This is a genomic window from Variovorax sp. F042, from assembly GCF_057814215.1.
Genome location: NZ_JBVASX010000015.1, coordinates 88199 through 101712, shown reverse-complemented (window position 1 = coordinate 101712; position 13514 = coordinate 88199). Strand labels below are relative to the sequence as shown.

General features: G+C 61.9%; 13 protein-coding genes and 2 riboswitches. Of the genes, 3 read left to right on the top strand and 10 right to left on the bottom strand.

Translation table 11 applies throughout. The features are described from left to right. Positions 1–41: 41 nt before the first annotated feature. Both gmd and ACZYSP_RS30495 read left to right on the top strand, forming a co-directional pair. Entirely contained in the window at positions 42–1079 is a 1038-nt protein-coding gene (gene gmd, locus ACZYSP_RS30500; RefSeq protein ID WP_093079188.1) for a GDP-mannose 4,6-dehydratase, read from the top strand. After that, entirely contained in the window at positions 1076–1942 is an 867-nt protein-coding gene (locus ACZYSP_RS30495) for a GDP-mannose 4,6-dehydratase (RefSeq protein WP_489018197.1), read from the top strand. The genes gmd and ACZYSP_RS30495 overlap by 4 nt, the downstream gene beginning before the upstream one ends. A 26-nt stretch (positions 1943–1968) precedes the next feature. On the opposite strand, the gene ACZYSP_RS30490 is transcribed toward ACZYSP_RS30495, so the two are convergent. The 10 genes from ACZYSP_RS30490 to rfbB form a co-directional block, all read right to left on the bottom strand. Then, positions 1969–4176 (bottom strand): hypothetical protein, encoded by a 2208-nt coding sequence (locus tag ACZYSP_RS30490; protein ID WP_489018195.1) that lies wholly within the window; start codon positions 4174–4176, stop codon positions 1969–1971. A 43-nt stretch (positions 4177–4219) separates the two neighbouring features. Beyond that, positions 4220–4612, bottom strand: coding sequence for a GtrA family protein (locus tag ACZYSP_RS30485; RefSeq protein WP_256216894.1), 393 nt, complete (start codon positions 4610–4612; stop codon positions 4220–4222). Beyond that, the gene (gene rfbF / locus ACZYSP_RS30480; protein ID WP_093079200.1) at positions 4609–5382 is read right to left on the bottom strand and encodes a glucose-1-phosphate cytidylyltransferase; all 774 of its coding nucleotides are present in this window, start codon (positions 5380–5382) and stop codon (positions 4609–4611) included. Before rfbF ends, ACZYSP_RS30485 begins: the two co-directional genes overlap by 4 nt. A gap of 14 nt (positions 5383–5396) precedes the next feature. Continuing rightward, the gene (locus ACZYSP_RS30475; RefSeq protein ID WP_256216895.1) at positions 5397–6338 is read right to left on the bottom strand and encodes a glycosyltransferase family 2 protein; all 942 of its coding nucleotides are present in this window, start codon (positions 6336–6338) and stop codon (positions 5397–5399) included. Positions 6339–6373: 35 nt separating this feature from the next. Then, a complete protein-coding gene (locus tag ACZYSP_RS30470; protein WP_489018238.1) occupies positions 6374–7207 on the bottom strand; it encodes an NAD-dependent epimerase/dehydratase family protein in 834 nt (277 codons plus the stop codon). Continuing rightward, positions 7207–8280: a CDP-glucose 4,6-dehydratase gene (rfbG, locus tag ACZYSP_RS30465; RefSeq protein ID WP_489018192.1), complete on the bottom strand. Its 1074-nt coding sequence runs from the start codon at positions 8278–8280 to the stop codon at positions 7207–7209. Before rfbG ends, ACZYSP_RS30470 begins: the two co-directional genes overlap by 1 nt. A 71-nt stretch (positions 8281–8351) precedes the next feature. After that, on the bottom strand, positions 8352–8903 hold the full coding sequence (gene rfbC / locus ACZYSP_RS30460) for a dTDP-4-dehydrorhamnose 3,5-epimerase (protein ID WP_093079210.1): 552 nt from the start codon (positions 8901–8903) through the stop codon (positions 8352–8354). Then, entirely contained in the window at positions 8900–9796 is an 897-nt protein-coding gene (rfbA, locus tag ACZYSP_RS30455; protein ID WP_093079430.1) for a glucose-1-phosphate thymidylyltransferase RfbA, read from the bottom strand. The genes rfbC and rfbA overlap by 4 nt, the downstream gene beginning before the upstream one ends. A 20-nt stretch (positions 9797–9816) precedes the next feature. Beyond that, the gene (gene rfbD / locus ACZYSP_RS30450) at positions 9817–10707 is read right to left on the bottom strand and encodes a dTDP-4-dehydrorhamnose reductase (RefSeq protein WP_354336926.1); all 891 of its coding nucleotides are present in this window, start codon (positions 10705–10707) and stop codon (positions 9817–9819) included. After that, a complete protein-coding gene (gene rfbB, locus ACZYSP_RS30445; protein WP_489018189.1) occupies positions 10704–11777 on the bottom strand; it encodes a dTDP-glucose 4,6-dehydratase in 1074 nt (357 codons plus the stop codon). The genes rfbD and rfbB overlap by 4 nt, the downstream gene beginning before the upstream one ends. 116 nt (positions 11778–11893) lie before the next feature. Further along, a riboswitch (glycine riboswitch) is annotated at positions 11894–11994 on the top strand. Positions 11995–11997: 3 nt separating this feature from the next. Beyond that, a riboswitch (glycine riboswitch) is annotated at positions 11998–12114 on the top strand. Between the two features lie 92 nt (positions 12115–12206). On the opposite strand from rfbB, the gene ACZYSP_RS30440 reads away from it, so the two are divergent. Then, complete coding sequence (locus tag ACZYSP_RS30440) at positions 12207–13508, top strand: D-amino acid dehydrogenase (protein WP_093057256.1); 1302 nt, start codon at positions 12207–12209, stop codon at positions 13506–13508. Positions 13509–13514 lie beyond the last annotated feature (6 nt).

The window sequence follows — 13514 nt, the reverse complement described above, 5'->3', positions numbered from 1 at the left end:
CCCATCAGGTCACAAGTTCAGTTTATCGGGAAGGATTTTTTATGAAGAAACGCGCTATCGTCACCGGCATCACTGGCCAGGACGGCGCCTATTTGGCCGAACTGCTGCTGAGCAAAGGGTACGTTGTCTACGGGACGTACCGTCGGACCAGTTCCGTCAATTTCTGGCGTATCGAGGAACTCGGTATCCAAAAGAACCCCGATCTGCACCTGGTCGAATATGACCTGACCGACCTCGGCAGCTCCCTGACTCTCGTCCGAGATGCCGAACCGGAGGAAATCTACAACCTGGCGGCCCAGAGCTTCGTGGGCGTGAGCTTCAACCAGCCCGCTGCAACCGCGCAGATCACCGGCATTGGGGCGCTGCATCTGCTGGAAGCCATTCGACTGGTCAATCCGAAGATCCGCTTCTACCAGGCATCGACCTCCGAGATGTTCGGCAAGGTGCAGGCGATTCCCCAAGTCGAGGACACGCCGTTCTATCCTCGCAGCCCCTATGGCGTGGCCAAGCTCTACGCGCACTGGATGACCGTGAACTACCGCGAGAGCTACGGCATCTTCGGTAGCAGCGGCATCCTCTTCAACCACGAGAGCCCACTGCGGGGCCGCGAGTTCGTCACGCGCAAGATCACGGATTCGGTGGCAAAGATCAAGCTCGGCCAACTCGACGTGATGGAGCTTGGCAATCTCGATGCCAAGCGCGACTGGGGCTTTGCCAAGGAGTATGTCGAAGGCATGTGGCGCATGCTGCAAGCCGATCAGCCGGACACTTTCGTGCTGGCCACCAATCGTACCGAGACAGTGCGTGACTTCGTGCGCATGGCCTTCAAGGGTGCCGGCATCGAGGTCGATTTCAAGGGCTCGGCCGAGAACGAATTGGCAGTGGATACGGCGACTGGCAAGACCGTGATGCGGATCAATCCCAAGTTCTATCGTCCGGCCGAGGTGGAACTGCTGATCGGCGACCCCGCGCGGGCCAAGGCCAAGCTCGGCTGGGAACCGCACACCACGCTGGAACAGTTGTGCCAGATGATGGTCGAGGCCGACCTGCGACGAAATAACCAGGGCTTCTCGTTTTGAAGATCCTTTTGACGGGTGCGGACGGTTTCACCGGCCGCCCCTTTGCAAAGCAGGCCGCAGCCGCCGGCCATGAAGTCGTTGCACTGCGTGCCGATCTGACCGACGAAGTCGCGGTGCTCGAAGAGGTCATGGCCATCGAGCCCGACGCGGTGGTTCACCTCGCGGCCATCAGCTTTGTCGGCCACGCGGACCAGGCGGCGTTCTACTCCGTGAACGTGCTCGGCACAACCAATCTGCTCGATGCGCTGGTGCAACTGCCGCGTCCGCCGCGGCGCGTGCTACTGGCGAGCAGCGCGAACATCTACGGAAACAGCGAGCAGTCTCCTTTGCAGGAAACGCAGCCGCCGGCGCCGGTCAACCACTATGCGATGAGCAAGCTGGCCATGGAGTACATGTCCCGCACGTACATAGGCCGGCTGAATCTGATCGTCACGCGCCCATTCAACTACACAGGTCCTGGTCAAGATCCCAACTTCGTGATTCCCAAGCTCACCAAGCACTTCGCGGCGCGAGCACCGTCGGTGTCTTTGGGCAATCTCGATGTCGAACGTGAATTCAACGACATCAGACTGGTATGCGATGCGTACCTGCTGCTGCTTGCGTATGGCGAACCTGGCGAAGCGTACAACGTGTGCTCGGGCAAACCCTACACCTTGCGTCACGTCATTGAGACTTTCGAGCAGTTGACCGGACACCGGATGAAGGTCGAAATCGACCCGCGTTTTGTCCGTCCCAACGAGGTTCATCGCCTGTGCGGCAATCCCGACAAGCTCAATCGCGTGGCGTCGGCGAACGGCATCCCGCTGGAAACCCCGTCCTTACGGGAAACCCTGCAAAGCATGTTGACGCACGCCGCACTGTGATGCGTTGACGGCGACCAGCGGCGCTCTCAACGGTTGGATACTGCCGCGGCATTCACGGGCGCGACCTCGAACCAGTCGAGCCGCCCAGCCAAGCCGAAGTACTTGGCATCGGCCTCAGTCACGAAATCGATGCGATTCGTGCCTTGGATCAATGCACCGGGTGGCACGTCGGCCTCGAATCGGGTTGAAGACACCCATCGCATCGCTACGGACTGGCTATTGATCCGCAAGCTCATGCGTTCGCGCACAGCATTGCTGGCGAATTGATCAAACACCCCTTGAACACGGTAGCTGGCTGCCGAAGGCTTCAGTTCGAAGATCACATCCGCAGTCGAGTTCATCATCCATGCAGCCGAATGCTGTTCCAGGCCATTGGGAACAGTCCACTCCGCCTCGCGCCAGCCTGAGCCACGCGTGGGCAAGTCGAGGTTCCACCAGTCGCCAAAGCTCCAGCGATAGCTTGCTCCAACGGTTTCATCGCGAAACATCGGAGCAAACTTGTCTGACGACCGTGCCGCCAGAACCCCCCGATAACGCCGGGAGACAACATCGTCGCCCGTTTGCAACTCGCGCTTGCGCTCCGCCTGTGCTTGTGCCGAAACGGCGGGCGTTCCATCTGCACGCACACCGATGACTATCGTGCTGTCCTTTGGAAAGTGTCTGGGGGCCTCCACCGACGAAGGAGGACTTCCGGGTCCGCTCACGGAAGGTGCGTATTCAAAGGCCCAGCCAGCATCGTTCTCCACGCAGCGCCCCTTACGCCCGAATTGATCGGCCCGCTCCCATTCCATGCTCGGCGAGCGGCAGACCTCGACTGGCCCAAGTGACCGACCATACAGGTAGCTGAGCGCATTGCGCACCATGTCGCCATTCACGAAGAACCATGAGTGGCCGATCTGACTGCTACCGTCGAGAACAACCACGGCCTTGCCCGGCAGGACATCAGTGGCTTCGACCACTCCTCGCAACACAGCGCGCTGCCGCTGCGTCAACTCGGCGTAGTGGTGAAACTGGAAGAGCTGGGCACCAAGGCCGAGCATCAGAAGCAGGCACGCGGCGGCAACCGCGGGCGGACGCGCCCAACGCCACACCGTCAGAAGCAACCCCGTCCAAACCATCGCCGCGCCGGGCGTGGCCCACAGGAAGGTCCGCTGGCTCACCACGATGTGGTACGGCGAGGTGAGGAAGGGTGCATAGCCCGCCAGCATCAGCACCAAACCAACCAGCATCAGGCGCAAAGGTACCCGCCAAGTCGAGGAGTCTTCGACTTCCAACGAGTTTCTGCTGCGCGCCATCCCGATAGCTACAAGCGCGACCACGACAATCACGAAGAAAGCACATCCGAGATACAGGTAGCTCGTGTATTCGATGGCCACCATGTGCCAGGCGTCGACCCACCCTCCCACAAGAGCGCGCACGCCACCTATCGTGAACAGTTTCGGCAATGCTGCAAGCGCGGTGGCCAGTGGCCCCTGGCCACCGCCAGTGACTTGGGACTGGTAGCTGGCGACCTTGTGCGAGGCCCAGGCGGCATATGCCAGATATAGGCAGACGCCACCAACCCAGATGATCGCCAACCCCAGTTCGCGCCTGCGGAAACGCAGAAGTCGGCCCAGCCCATGACGAACAAAAGGCACGGCCAAAGGCAAGGCGATGAGCACCAGACCAGCCTCGTAGATGCCCAGGCTCACGAGATAGAGGAACGCGGCCCCGAAAGCTGCAACGACGGCATGCACGCGGCTGCGCGCTTCGAAGGCGACCACGAGCAACGCACTGCCTGCGAGGACCAGCGCAATCGCAATGTTGATGTGGATGCTGCGCAGCGACATCTGCATCGTGTCGGCGGGATACAGGATCAGCAGCGCTGCTGCCACGATTCCCCAGCCACGCGAGCCTGTGGCGCGGCTCACGAGATAGGTCATTGCGCCGCCCTTGATCAGGAGCGACGCAATGGTCAACCAATGCCAGGCATCGAACGAGTCACGGTCAGCCAGATAGGAGAGCGCGAAGCTCAGTGGCATGAACGGCCGGATGGCGTGTGCGGGCAATGGGCCATCGAGGTGCACCATGAGAAACGGCCCATGCTCCGTGAACAGCCCGAGCAGGTCCCACTCCTCCACCAATCCCCCCATGGAGAAACCAAAGGGAAGCCACAGCGCAAGCACGATGGCCAACGAAGGCAGCAGCAAAACGCACACGCGATTGAAGAACGAATACCTGTCTTTCTCTGCCATCATTCAGTTGAATCTCTGTTCTCGCTGCCGGTCACACCGGACTTCAACGGCCGCCTGCTTGCGAATGCGATTCGGCAAAAACGTAGTATTTGCTAAACACGTAGAAAAGCCCCGTGTAGACCGCGCCGGCCACCAGTTGTGCCCACCCCTTGTGCATGCCTGCATGATCGATCAGCAACATCAGCACCCCGATGTTGGCCAGATAGGCCGCCATGAAGATCGACAGAAAACGGACGATCTCCCGCTTCTTGCCTGCGGCACTGCGAAACGTGAACGTCCGGTTCAGGGTATACGAAACCACCAGCCCGCAGGCATAGCCTGCGATGTTGCTGGCCACAGGGCTCAAACCCGCCAGGTACATGCAGGCGAAGATCACGGCATACCCGACCACGGTGTTCAACACACCGACAACCGCGAATCGGAGGAGTTGCCTCACTCCCAGGTGCGCCAGGGCGCCTTGCCGCTGTGCCAGAGTGCCTCGAGCTCACGCTTGTCGCGCAGCGTGTCGCAAGGTTGCCAGAACCCGTGATGCTGGAAGCCAGCCAACTCACCATCGCGCGCAATGTTCATGAGCGGTGCGCGCTCCCACGATGTGGTGTCGTCAGCAACGTAGTCGATAGCCTTGGGCTCCAGGATGAAAAAGCCGCCGTTGATCCAGCCGATTTCATCACTGGGTTTTTCCTCGAAGCTCGACACCTTCTGATTGGCGTCGATATTCAGGACGCCAAAGCGCCCTGGTGGCTGCACCGCCAACACCGTTGCGAGCTTGCCATGGCGCTTGTGGAACTCGACTTCAGCACTTATGTTCACGTCAGAGAGTCCGTCGCCGTAGGTCAGGCAGAAAGTGTCGTCATCGAGGTACTTCGCAACCCGCTTCAAACGGCCACCCGTCATGGTTTCCGCACCGGTATCGACGAGCGTAATGCGCCAGTCTTCAGCCTGGCTGTTGAGGATCTGGTGATCGCCGTTGCGCAGGTCGATGCTCATGTCCGACATGTGCCGGTAGTAGTTGAAGAAGAACTCCTTGATCACGTAGCCCTTGTAACCAAGGCATACAACGAAATCCTTGATGCCGTGATGCGCATAGATTTTCATGATGTGCCACAGCAACGGCCGCCCACCAATTTCAACCATCGGCTTCGGCTTGGTATCGGATTCTTCTGCAATGCGGGTGCCGAGACCGCCCGCGAGAATGACTGCTTTCATGGGGATATCTGTTCCTAGAGCTTGAGATCGTTGGGTTGCATGTTAAGGCTGCGCTCGACGATGGCGATCGGATCCGCGCGGAGAATGCGATAGATCCGCAGGATGTACTCGCCAATGATTCCCAGGAGGAACGCGTTGAGCCCGATACCGAAAAGTATCAGCAGCTGGATGCTGACAAATCCGCGCGGCAGATCCGGTTGCAGCAGCCTCAGGATGACGTAGTACACCGACGCCGCCAGGCATCCCAGAAGGATGACGACGCCTAGAAAGGACGCCATGCGAAGCGGCACCGTCGAATGGTTGAAGACGGCCGTCAAACCCAGCCGCATCAAACGCATGACGTTGAACTTGCTTTCCCCCACCGTCCGTGCATCGCGGTCGTAGGCGATGCCTGTCTGGTTGAAGCCCATGCCGGCGATCATCCCGCGAAGGTATGGGTTGCTCGTGCGCGATTTCGCTATTGCTTCGATCACAGCCCGATCAACCAACCGGAAGTCTCCCGCGTCGCGTGGAATGGGGTGTTCGCTGACCCTGTCGATAACCCAATAGCCGCATTTGCGGATCAGGTTCATCAGCGGGCCTTCTCGCCGCTTGCGTCGGATGCCGTAAACCACATGGAAACCCTGCTGCCAGAGTGCGAAGAACTCTTCCAGCATCTCAGGGGGATCCTGCAGATCGGCGTCGATCTGCATGACGGCATCGCCACGCGCGTGAAGGTAATTGGCAAGGATCGAACTCTGGAACCCGAAATTGCGCGAGAACCTCAGCGCCCTCACGCGGGCGTCCTTTTCCGCGAGCTTCGCAAGCATCGGCCAGGTGTCGTCATCCGAATGGTTGTCGGTAAAAACGAATTCGAGGTCGCATCGTTGAGCCATGCGCTCCCCGAGAGCCACCAGCCGAGCGTACAAGGCTTCGAGGTTGCCTGCTTCGTTGAGCACTGGAATGGCTATGGACACGAGAGGTCGCGTTGCGGACAAATGATTACCTCCGTTCATGCTTGCTGCTGCGGTTCTGATTCTGATAGTTGGGCTTGGACATAGGCCGCCACACCTTGTAGCGCTGGCCTGAAGTCGACTTGCTCGATCAATGACGGCCTCGGCAGGACCGTCGCGTAGTTGTCGTCGGGCGGCTCGGCGCGCGCCCCGATGCGCAGCAGATCCGGCCGGCCTACAACGTCGAAGACATGTGAAGCCAGGTCGGCCAAAGTAACCGGTGCGCCATGACTCAAGGGCACGATCCCCATCGCACCCGCATCGACCAAGGCACGCAGGGCAATAGCTTCGTCTTCGACATGATGGTACTCGCGCAATTGCCGGCCAGGAGACATCTCGAACGGACGATCATGACGCAATGCATCGACGAGTTGGCCCAGGAACATGAACGGCGCTGGTGCGCCTGCGCCATAGAGGGTGTGAATCTGCAGATGCAACACAGCGTCACCAGCCGCCGCGCGCTCTTCTGCAAATCGCCCCAGTTCAGCCTTGCTAGCAATGTACGGGTTCGGATGCCGGGTCAATCGCTCCATCACGGTGCCGCAAGTCACGACACGCAAACCCGCCCTGCACGCTCCTTCGATGATCCGCTTGGGAAGGTCGACGTTGATCTGATGATGCTCGGCGGCGGAAAGTGCTGGGTCCAGCAGTCCTGCAGCGACCAGCACGACGGACCCGGACGGCGCTGCGCCGAAGAACCGCTCTACCAGACTCGCGGCCCCGGGGCGCCACCAGTCCGCATAGACAGACCGCTCCAGCAGCATGGACTCATGGGAGGGGAGAGATGCACAGACCGCTCGCCCCAACCGCCCCCGTCCACCGACGAGATACATCATTCGCGAATGTCTCCGCGCCAGGCATCGATCTGCGCCAGCGTGATGGCTTTCGCAGCGTGCGGCGCTTCGTAATACTTGCGATACCAGGCGGCTGTCTCACGCGCCACGCGGTGCGTGTCCCATGCCGGCACCCAACCAAGGAGGTTGTGGGCCAGCGAGCTGTCGAGCGCCAGCGCTCCGGCTTCGGGCAGCGGGTTGTCCATGAATTCGAGCGGAGGACGCGTCCATTCATCGCTCATCAACTCCAGGACTTCGCGCACCGAATACTGCTTCGGATCATGCGGCCCCAGGTTCCAGGCACGCGCGGCATCCTGCGGGTTCGGGCCGATCAGCTTGGACATCAACAGCAGGTAGCCGTGGACCAGCGCCAGCACGTGCTGCCACGGTCTCGTTGCCTGCGGGTAGCGCAATGTCAACGGCGTTCCGTTCACAACGCTACGGACGAAATCAGGAATCAGCCGATCCTCGGACCAATCGCCGCCGCCGACGATATTGCCACCGCGCGCCGTGGCGATTGCGGGCCCCTTGCCCTCAGCGAAGGGATACGACGCGGCATAGCTCTGTATCACCATCTCGGCCGAAGCCTTCGACGCGCTGTAGGGGTCCTTTCCTCCGAGAGGATCATTTTCCCGATAGGGCCACGGCCATTCGTTGTTGCGATAGACCTTGTCCGTGGTCACGCAGACCACTCCTCGCACGCCGCCTGTGATACGGGCGGCCTCGAGCACATGCGCTGTGCCCTGTGCATTGACCAGAAACGTCCGGAGCGGCTCGCGATACGAACGGCGCACAAGTGGTTGCGCGGCCAAATGAAGGATTAACTCGGGTTTGAAGGCCTGCATCGCAGCCAGGAGGCGCTCATAGTCGACGATATCGCCCATCGTGCCCGGCACGTCTTCTTCGAGACCCGCAGCTGCAAACAGCGACGGCGTTGTTTCCGCAGGCAGCGAGTAGCCTTCGACGATGGCACCAATCGACTGCAACCACAGGCAAGCCCATCCGCCGGTGAACCCGGTGTGGCCCGTGACGAAAACCCTGCGCCCGCGTAGATCCTTTTCGAATTCCGCCATATCAGTCATTTTTTGTTCATTCCCCATCAAACAAGCTCATTCAATCTACACCCAGCCTGGGGCGAAAATCTTCAGCGTTCGAACAGTTCCGCCTGGTCCAACGACAGACCGGCCAGATCCTTCGTGGACAGGACTGGCGAAACGCCGACCTCCGGCCAACGGATTCCAATGGCCTTGTCATCCCACCGGATGGCTCGTTCATGCGCCGGCGCATAGTAGTCGGTGGTCTTGTAGAGAAAATCCGCCGATTCGCTCAATACAAGGAAGCCGTGCGCAAAGCCTTCGGGCACCCAGAGTTGCTTGTGGTTGTCTTCAGTAAGCTCCACGCCCACCCATTGGCCAAATGTTCGCGAGGCGCGACGAATGTCCACCGCCACATCGAACACGGCGCCACGCACCACGCGCACCAGCTTGCCCTGTGTCTGCTGCAGTTGGTAGTGCAATCCGCGCAGCACACCCTTGGCTGAACGCGAATGATTGTCCTGGACGAACTCGACATGCCGGCCCACGGCTTCGTCGAAGGCCCGGCCGTTAAAGCTCTCATAGAAAAATCCCCGTGCGTCGCCGAACACCTTTGGCTCGACGATCAGCACATCGGGAATGACGGTGGAGGTGACCTTCACGAGCGGACCTCTTCACTCAGCAGATGCTTCAGGTACTTGCCATACCCGCTCTTGGCCAGCGGCGTTGCCAGCTTCTCGAGTTCTTCACTTGTAATAAACCCATTGCGCCAAGCGATCTCTTCAGGACAGGCAATCTTCAACCCCTGCCGATGCTCCAGCGTCGCAATGAACTGCCCCGCTTCCAGCAGGCTGTCGTGCGTGCCCGTGTCCAGCCATGCATAGCCGCGCTGCATGATTTGCACATTCAGCTGATCGCGATCCAGGTAGGCTTGGTTCACCGCGGTGATCTCCAGCTCCCCACGCGCGCTTGGCTTTACAGCCTTGGCGATGTCGACAACCTGGTTGTCGTAGAAGTACAGCCCCGTCACCGCATAGCTGCTCTTGGGCTTCAGCGGCTTCTCTTCGATGCTGCTCGCCTTGCCCTTGGCGTCGAAGGCCACCACGCCGTATCGCTCCGGGTCCTGAACGTGGTACGCGAACACCGTGGCCCCGGAAGTCTTCGTGTCCGCCTCGGACAGCAGGTGCACAAGGTCATGCCCGTAGAAGATGTTGTCCCCCAGCACAAGTGCACTCGGAGAGTTCCCGACGAACTTGTCCCCGATGATGAACGCCTGCGCCAGCCCGTCAGGGCTGGGCTGCACCGCGTACTGCAGGTTGATCCCCCACTGGCTCCCATCGCCCAGCAATTGCTCGAACCGCGGCGTGTCCTGCGGCGTGCTGATGATCAGGATGTCGCGCATGCCACCCAGCATGAGCGTGCTGAGCGGGTAGTAGATCATCGGCTTGTCGTACACCGGCAGCAGCTGCTTGCTGAGCGCCAGGGTCGCGGGGTGCAGGCGGGTGCCCGAGCCACCGGCCAGGATGATGCCTTTGCGTTGCGTCGTCTTGGTCATGTTCTTTTTCTCGTGAAAGTTCAAAGAATCTCGCGCAGCATGCGCGCGACGCCTTCCTGCCAGGGCGGCAGGCGCAGACCGAACGTGGTCTGCAGCTTGGTGGTGTCCAGGCGCGAGTTGTGCGGGCGCTTTGCCGGGGTCGGGAAGGCACTGGTCGGCACGGCCTCGACGGCCTCCGGGCCGGCCTTGAGTTCGACACCCACCGCCTTGGCTTGCTCGATCACGAAGCGCGCATAGCCGTACCAGCTGGTCTCGCCGCCGGCGATGGCGTGATAGAGGCCGGCCTTGGCCGGGTCCTGCAGCGTCGCCCGGATGGCATGCGCCGTCACGTCGGCCAGCAGCTCCGCACCCGTGGGCGCGCCGAATTGGTCGTCGATGACGGTCAGCTTGTCGCGCTCCTTCGCCAGTCGCAGCATCGTCTTGGCGAAGTTGCCGCCGCGCGCGGCATACACCCAGCTGGTGCGGAAGATCAGGTGACGAGCGCAGTTCTGGGCCACCAGTTGCTCGCCTTCGAGCTTGGTGCGGCCGTACACGCTGAGCGGGCCGGTCGCGTCGTCTTCCTTCCAAGGCCTGGTGCCGCTGCCGTCGAAGACATAGTCGGTCGAGTAATGCACCATCAGCGCGCCGATCTGCTGGGCCGCCTCGGCCACGATTCCCGGAGAGGTGGCGTTGAGCTTGCGCGCGAAGTCAGGTTCGCTCTCGGCCTTGTCGACGGCCGTGTGCGCCGCCGCATTGACGATCACATCGGGACGCACCTTCAATACTGTCTCGGCCAGTTGCTCCGGCCGGCTGAAGTCGGCGTTGAAATCGGTGCTGTCGAAGTCGAGCGCGACCAGTTCACCCAGGGGCGCCAGGCTGCGCTGCAGCTCCCAGCCGACCTGTCCGCCCTTGCCCAGCAGCAGCAACTTCATGCCGCAGCCTTCGTCGTGTCGTATTGCTTCTCGACCCACTCGCGATACGCGCCGCTTTGCACGTTGCGCACCCACTCGCCATTGGCCAGATACCACTCGACGGTCTTGCGGATGCCGGTGTCGAAGGTCTCGGCGGGCTTCCAGCCGAGCTCGGCCTCGAGCTTGCGCGCATCGATGGCGTAGCGACGGTCGTGGCCGGGGCGATCGGTGACGTAGGTGATCTGTTCCTTGTAGGGCTTGCCGTCGGCCCTGGGGCGCAGCTCGTCGAGCAGCGCACACACGGTGTTGACGATCTCGATGTTGGGCTTCTCGTTCCAGCCGCCCACGTTGTAGGTCTCGCCCAGCTTGCCGGCTTCGAGCACGCGGCGGATGGCGCTGCAGTGGTCCTTCACGTAGAGCCAGTCGCGCACCTGCATGCCGTCGCCGTACACGGGCAGGTTCTTGCCGGCCAGCGCGTTGACGATCATCAGCGGGATGAGCTTCTCCGGGAAGTGGAAGGGGCCGTAGTTGTTGGAGCAGTTGGTGGTCAGCACCGGCAGGCCGTAGGTGTGGTGCCAGGCACGCACGAGGTGGTCGCTGGCGGCCTTGCTGGCTGAATACGGGCTGTTGGGCTCGTACTTGTTCTCTTCGGTGAAGGCGGGGTCGGTCTTCGACAGCGAGCCGTAGACCTCGTCGGTGGACACGTGCAGGAAGCGGAAGGCCGTCTTCTGCTCGGCTGGCAGCGCGCTCCAGTGGCCGCGCACGGATTCGAGCAGGCGGAAGGTGCCCAGCACGTTGGTCTGCACGAAGTCTTCGGGGCCGTGGATGGAGCGGTCCACGTGCGATTCGGCGGCGAAGTTGACCACGGCGCGCGGCTTGTGCTCGGCCAGCAGGCGATCGACCAAAGCACTGTCGCCGATGTCGCCCTGCACGAAGATGTGTTTCGGGTTGCCCTTGAGCGACGCGAGGGTCTCGAGATTGCCTGCGTAGGTCAGCTTGTCGAGGTTCACGACCGGCTCGTCGCCGTTGGCGATCCAGTCGAGTACGAAATTGGCGCCGATGAAGCCAGCGCCGCCGGTAACCAGGATCATGAAGTCCCCTGCTGATATATGGAACGATCGCCTTGCGGCAAATCAACAGGCGATTATCCCATTCGGCCAGAGGAGAGAAATCAAAGGTTGGCGCCCGCGCAAGCCCCGCCTACAATCGCCCCACTGCAGGAGAGCGGGCCACCCCGGTGGCCCTACCGAAGGCGCAAACTCCCATAAACGCTCAGGTCGGTCCGAACAAGGGACCTGTACTGCACCAACTGAAACGCCGTCTGGAGAGCCATCACACCGCCCAACGTGGTCGTGATGCACCGAAGGAGCAAACCCTCTGCGGGCGCAGCGGGCGAATCTCTCAGGTACCGAGGACAGGGGGAGCGGCAACTTGGACTACGGTCGTCCGGTTGCTTTGCTATTTATTCAATAGCACACCACACCCGTCGTTCAAGCGCTGCAACCTCAAAGGTATTTGAAATGCGCGTGATCGTTCTTGGCGCCGGCCTGCTCGGCGTGACCTCGGCTTACTACCTCCAGCAACTCGGCCACGAAGTGACCGTGATCGACCGGCAAGCCACCCCAGCCGCTGAAACCAGCTTCGCCAACGGCGGGCAGATTTCCGTCAGCCACGCCGAGCCCTGGGCCAACCCCAGCGCGCCGCTCAAGGTGCTGCAGTGGCTGGGCAAGGAAGACGCCCCGCTGCTCTTCCGCATCCGCGCCGACATGCGCCAGTGGCTCTGGGGCCTCCAGTTCCTGCGCGAATGCACGCCGGCGCGCACCCGCCACAACATCGAGCAGATCGTGCGTCTCGGAACATACAGCCGCTCGATGTTGCAACAGTTGCGCCGCGACACCGGCCTGAACTACGACCAGCGCACGCAGGGCATCCTGCACTTCTACACGACGCAAAAAGAGTTCGACGGCGCCCTCGCGCCCGCCGAGCAGATGCGCGCCCTGGGCTGCGAGCGCCAGGTCATCTCGGCCGACGAAGCCGTGAAGATCGAGCCCGCCCTCGCCCACATCCGCCCGAAGCTGGCCGGCGCCACCTACACGGCCGAGGACGAGTCCGGCGACGCCAACCGCTTCGCGCGCGAACTGGTGGGCCTGGCCACCGCGGCGGGCGTCAAGTTCCTGATGAGCCACACCGTGACCGCGCTGCGCGAAGCCGGCGGCAGCATCGATCACGTCGAAGCCACCGACAGCGAAGGCCGCTTCCAGCGCATCCGCGGCGACGCCTTCGTGCTGGCGATGGGTTCATTGAGCCCGCTGTATGCCGCCCCGCTGGGCATTCGCCTGCCGATCTACCCGGCCAAAGGCTATTCGGTGACGCTGCCCGTCAAGGACGCGTCGAAGGCCCACCAGGTCTCGCTGACGGATGACGAATTCAAGCTCGTGTTTTCGCGCTACACCTCGGAGTCGGGCGACCGCCTGCGCATCGCCGGCACGGCCGAGCTCAACGGCTATGACCGCGACCTGAACCGCGTGCGCTGCGAAGCCATCGTGCGCCGCGTCGAAGAGCTCTTCCCCGGCGCTGGCGACACCACGCAGGCCCAGTTCTGGACCGGTCTGCGCCCCGCCACGCCGAGCAACGTGCCGCTGATCGGCAAGACCAGGCTTCCGAACCTGTTCCTCAACACGGGCCACGGCACGCTCGGCTGGACGCATGCCTGCGGCTCGGGCAAGTCGATCGCGCGGATCGTGAGCGGGCTGGCGCCGGAGGTGGATTTCGCGTTCACCGGCATGCCTGCGCCCGCGCCGCGCGCGCTGCAGCCGGCCTGATCGCGT

Coding starts and splice junctions, on each gene's coding strand:
- gmd (WP_093079188.1), top strand. CDS start 42: ATGAAGAAACGCGCTATCGTCACCGGCATCACTGGCCAGGACGGCGCC.
- ACZYSP_RS30490 (WP_489018195.1), bottom strand. CDS start 4,176: ATGGCAGAGAAAGACAGGTATTCGTTCTTCAATCGCGTGTGCGTTTTG.
- rfbF (WP_093079200.1), bottom strand. CDS start 5,382: ATGAAAGCAGTCATTCTCGCGGGCGGTCTCGGCACCCGCATTGCAGAA.
- ACZYSP_RS30470 (WP_489018238.1), bottom strand. CDS start 7,207: ATGTATCTCGTCGGTGGACGGGGGCGGTTGGGGCGAGCGGTCTGTGCA.
- rfbG (WP_489018192.1), bottom strand. CDS start 8,280: ATGGCGGAATTCGAAAAGGATCTACGCGGGCGCAGGGTTTTCGTCACG.
- rfbA (WP_093079430.1), bottom strand. CDS start 9,796: ATGACCAAGACGACGCAACGCAAAGGCATCATCCTGGCCGGTGGCTCG.
- rfbD (WP_354336926.1), bottom strand. CDS start 10,707: ATGAAGTTGCTGCTGCTGGGCAAGGGCGGACAGGTCGGCTGGGAGCTG.
- rfbB (WP_489018189.1), bottom strand. CDS start 11,777: ATGATCCTGGTTACCGGCGGCGCTGGCTTCATCGGCGCCAATTTCGTA.
- ACZYSP_RS30440 (WP_093057256.1), top strand. CDS start 12,207: ATGCGCGTGATCGTTCTTGGCGCCGGCCTGCTCGGCGTGACCTCGGCT.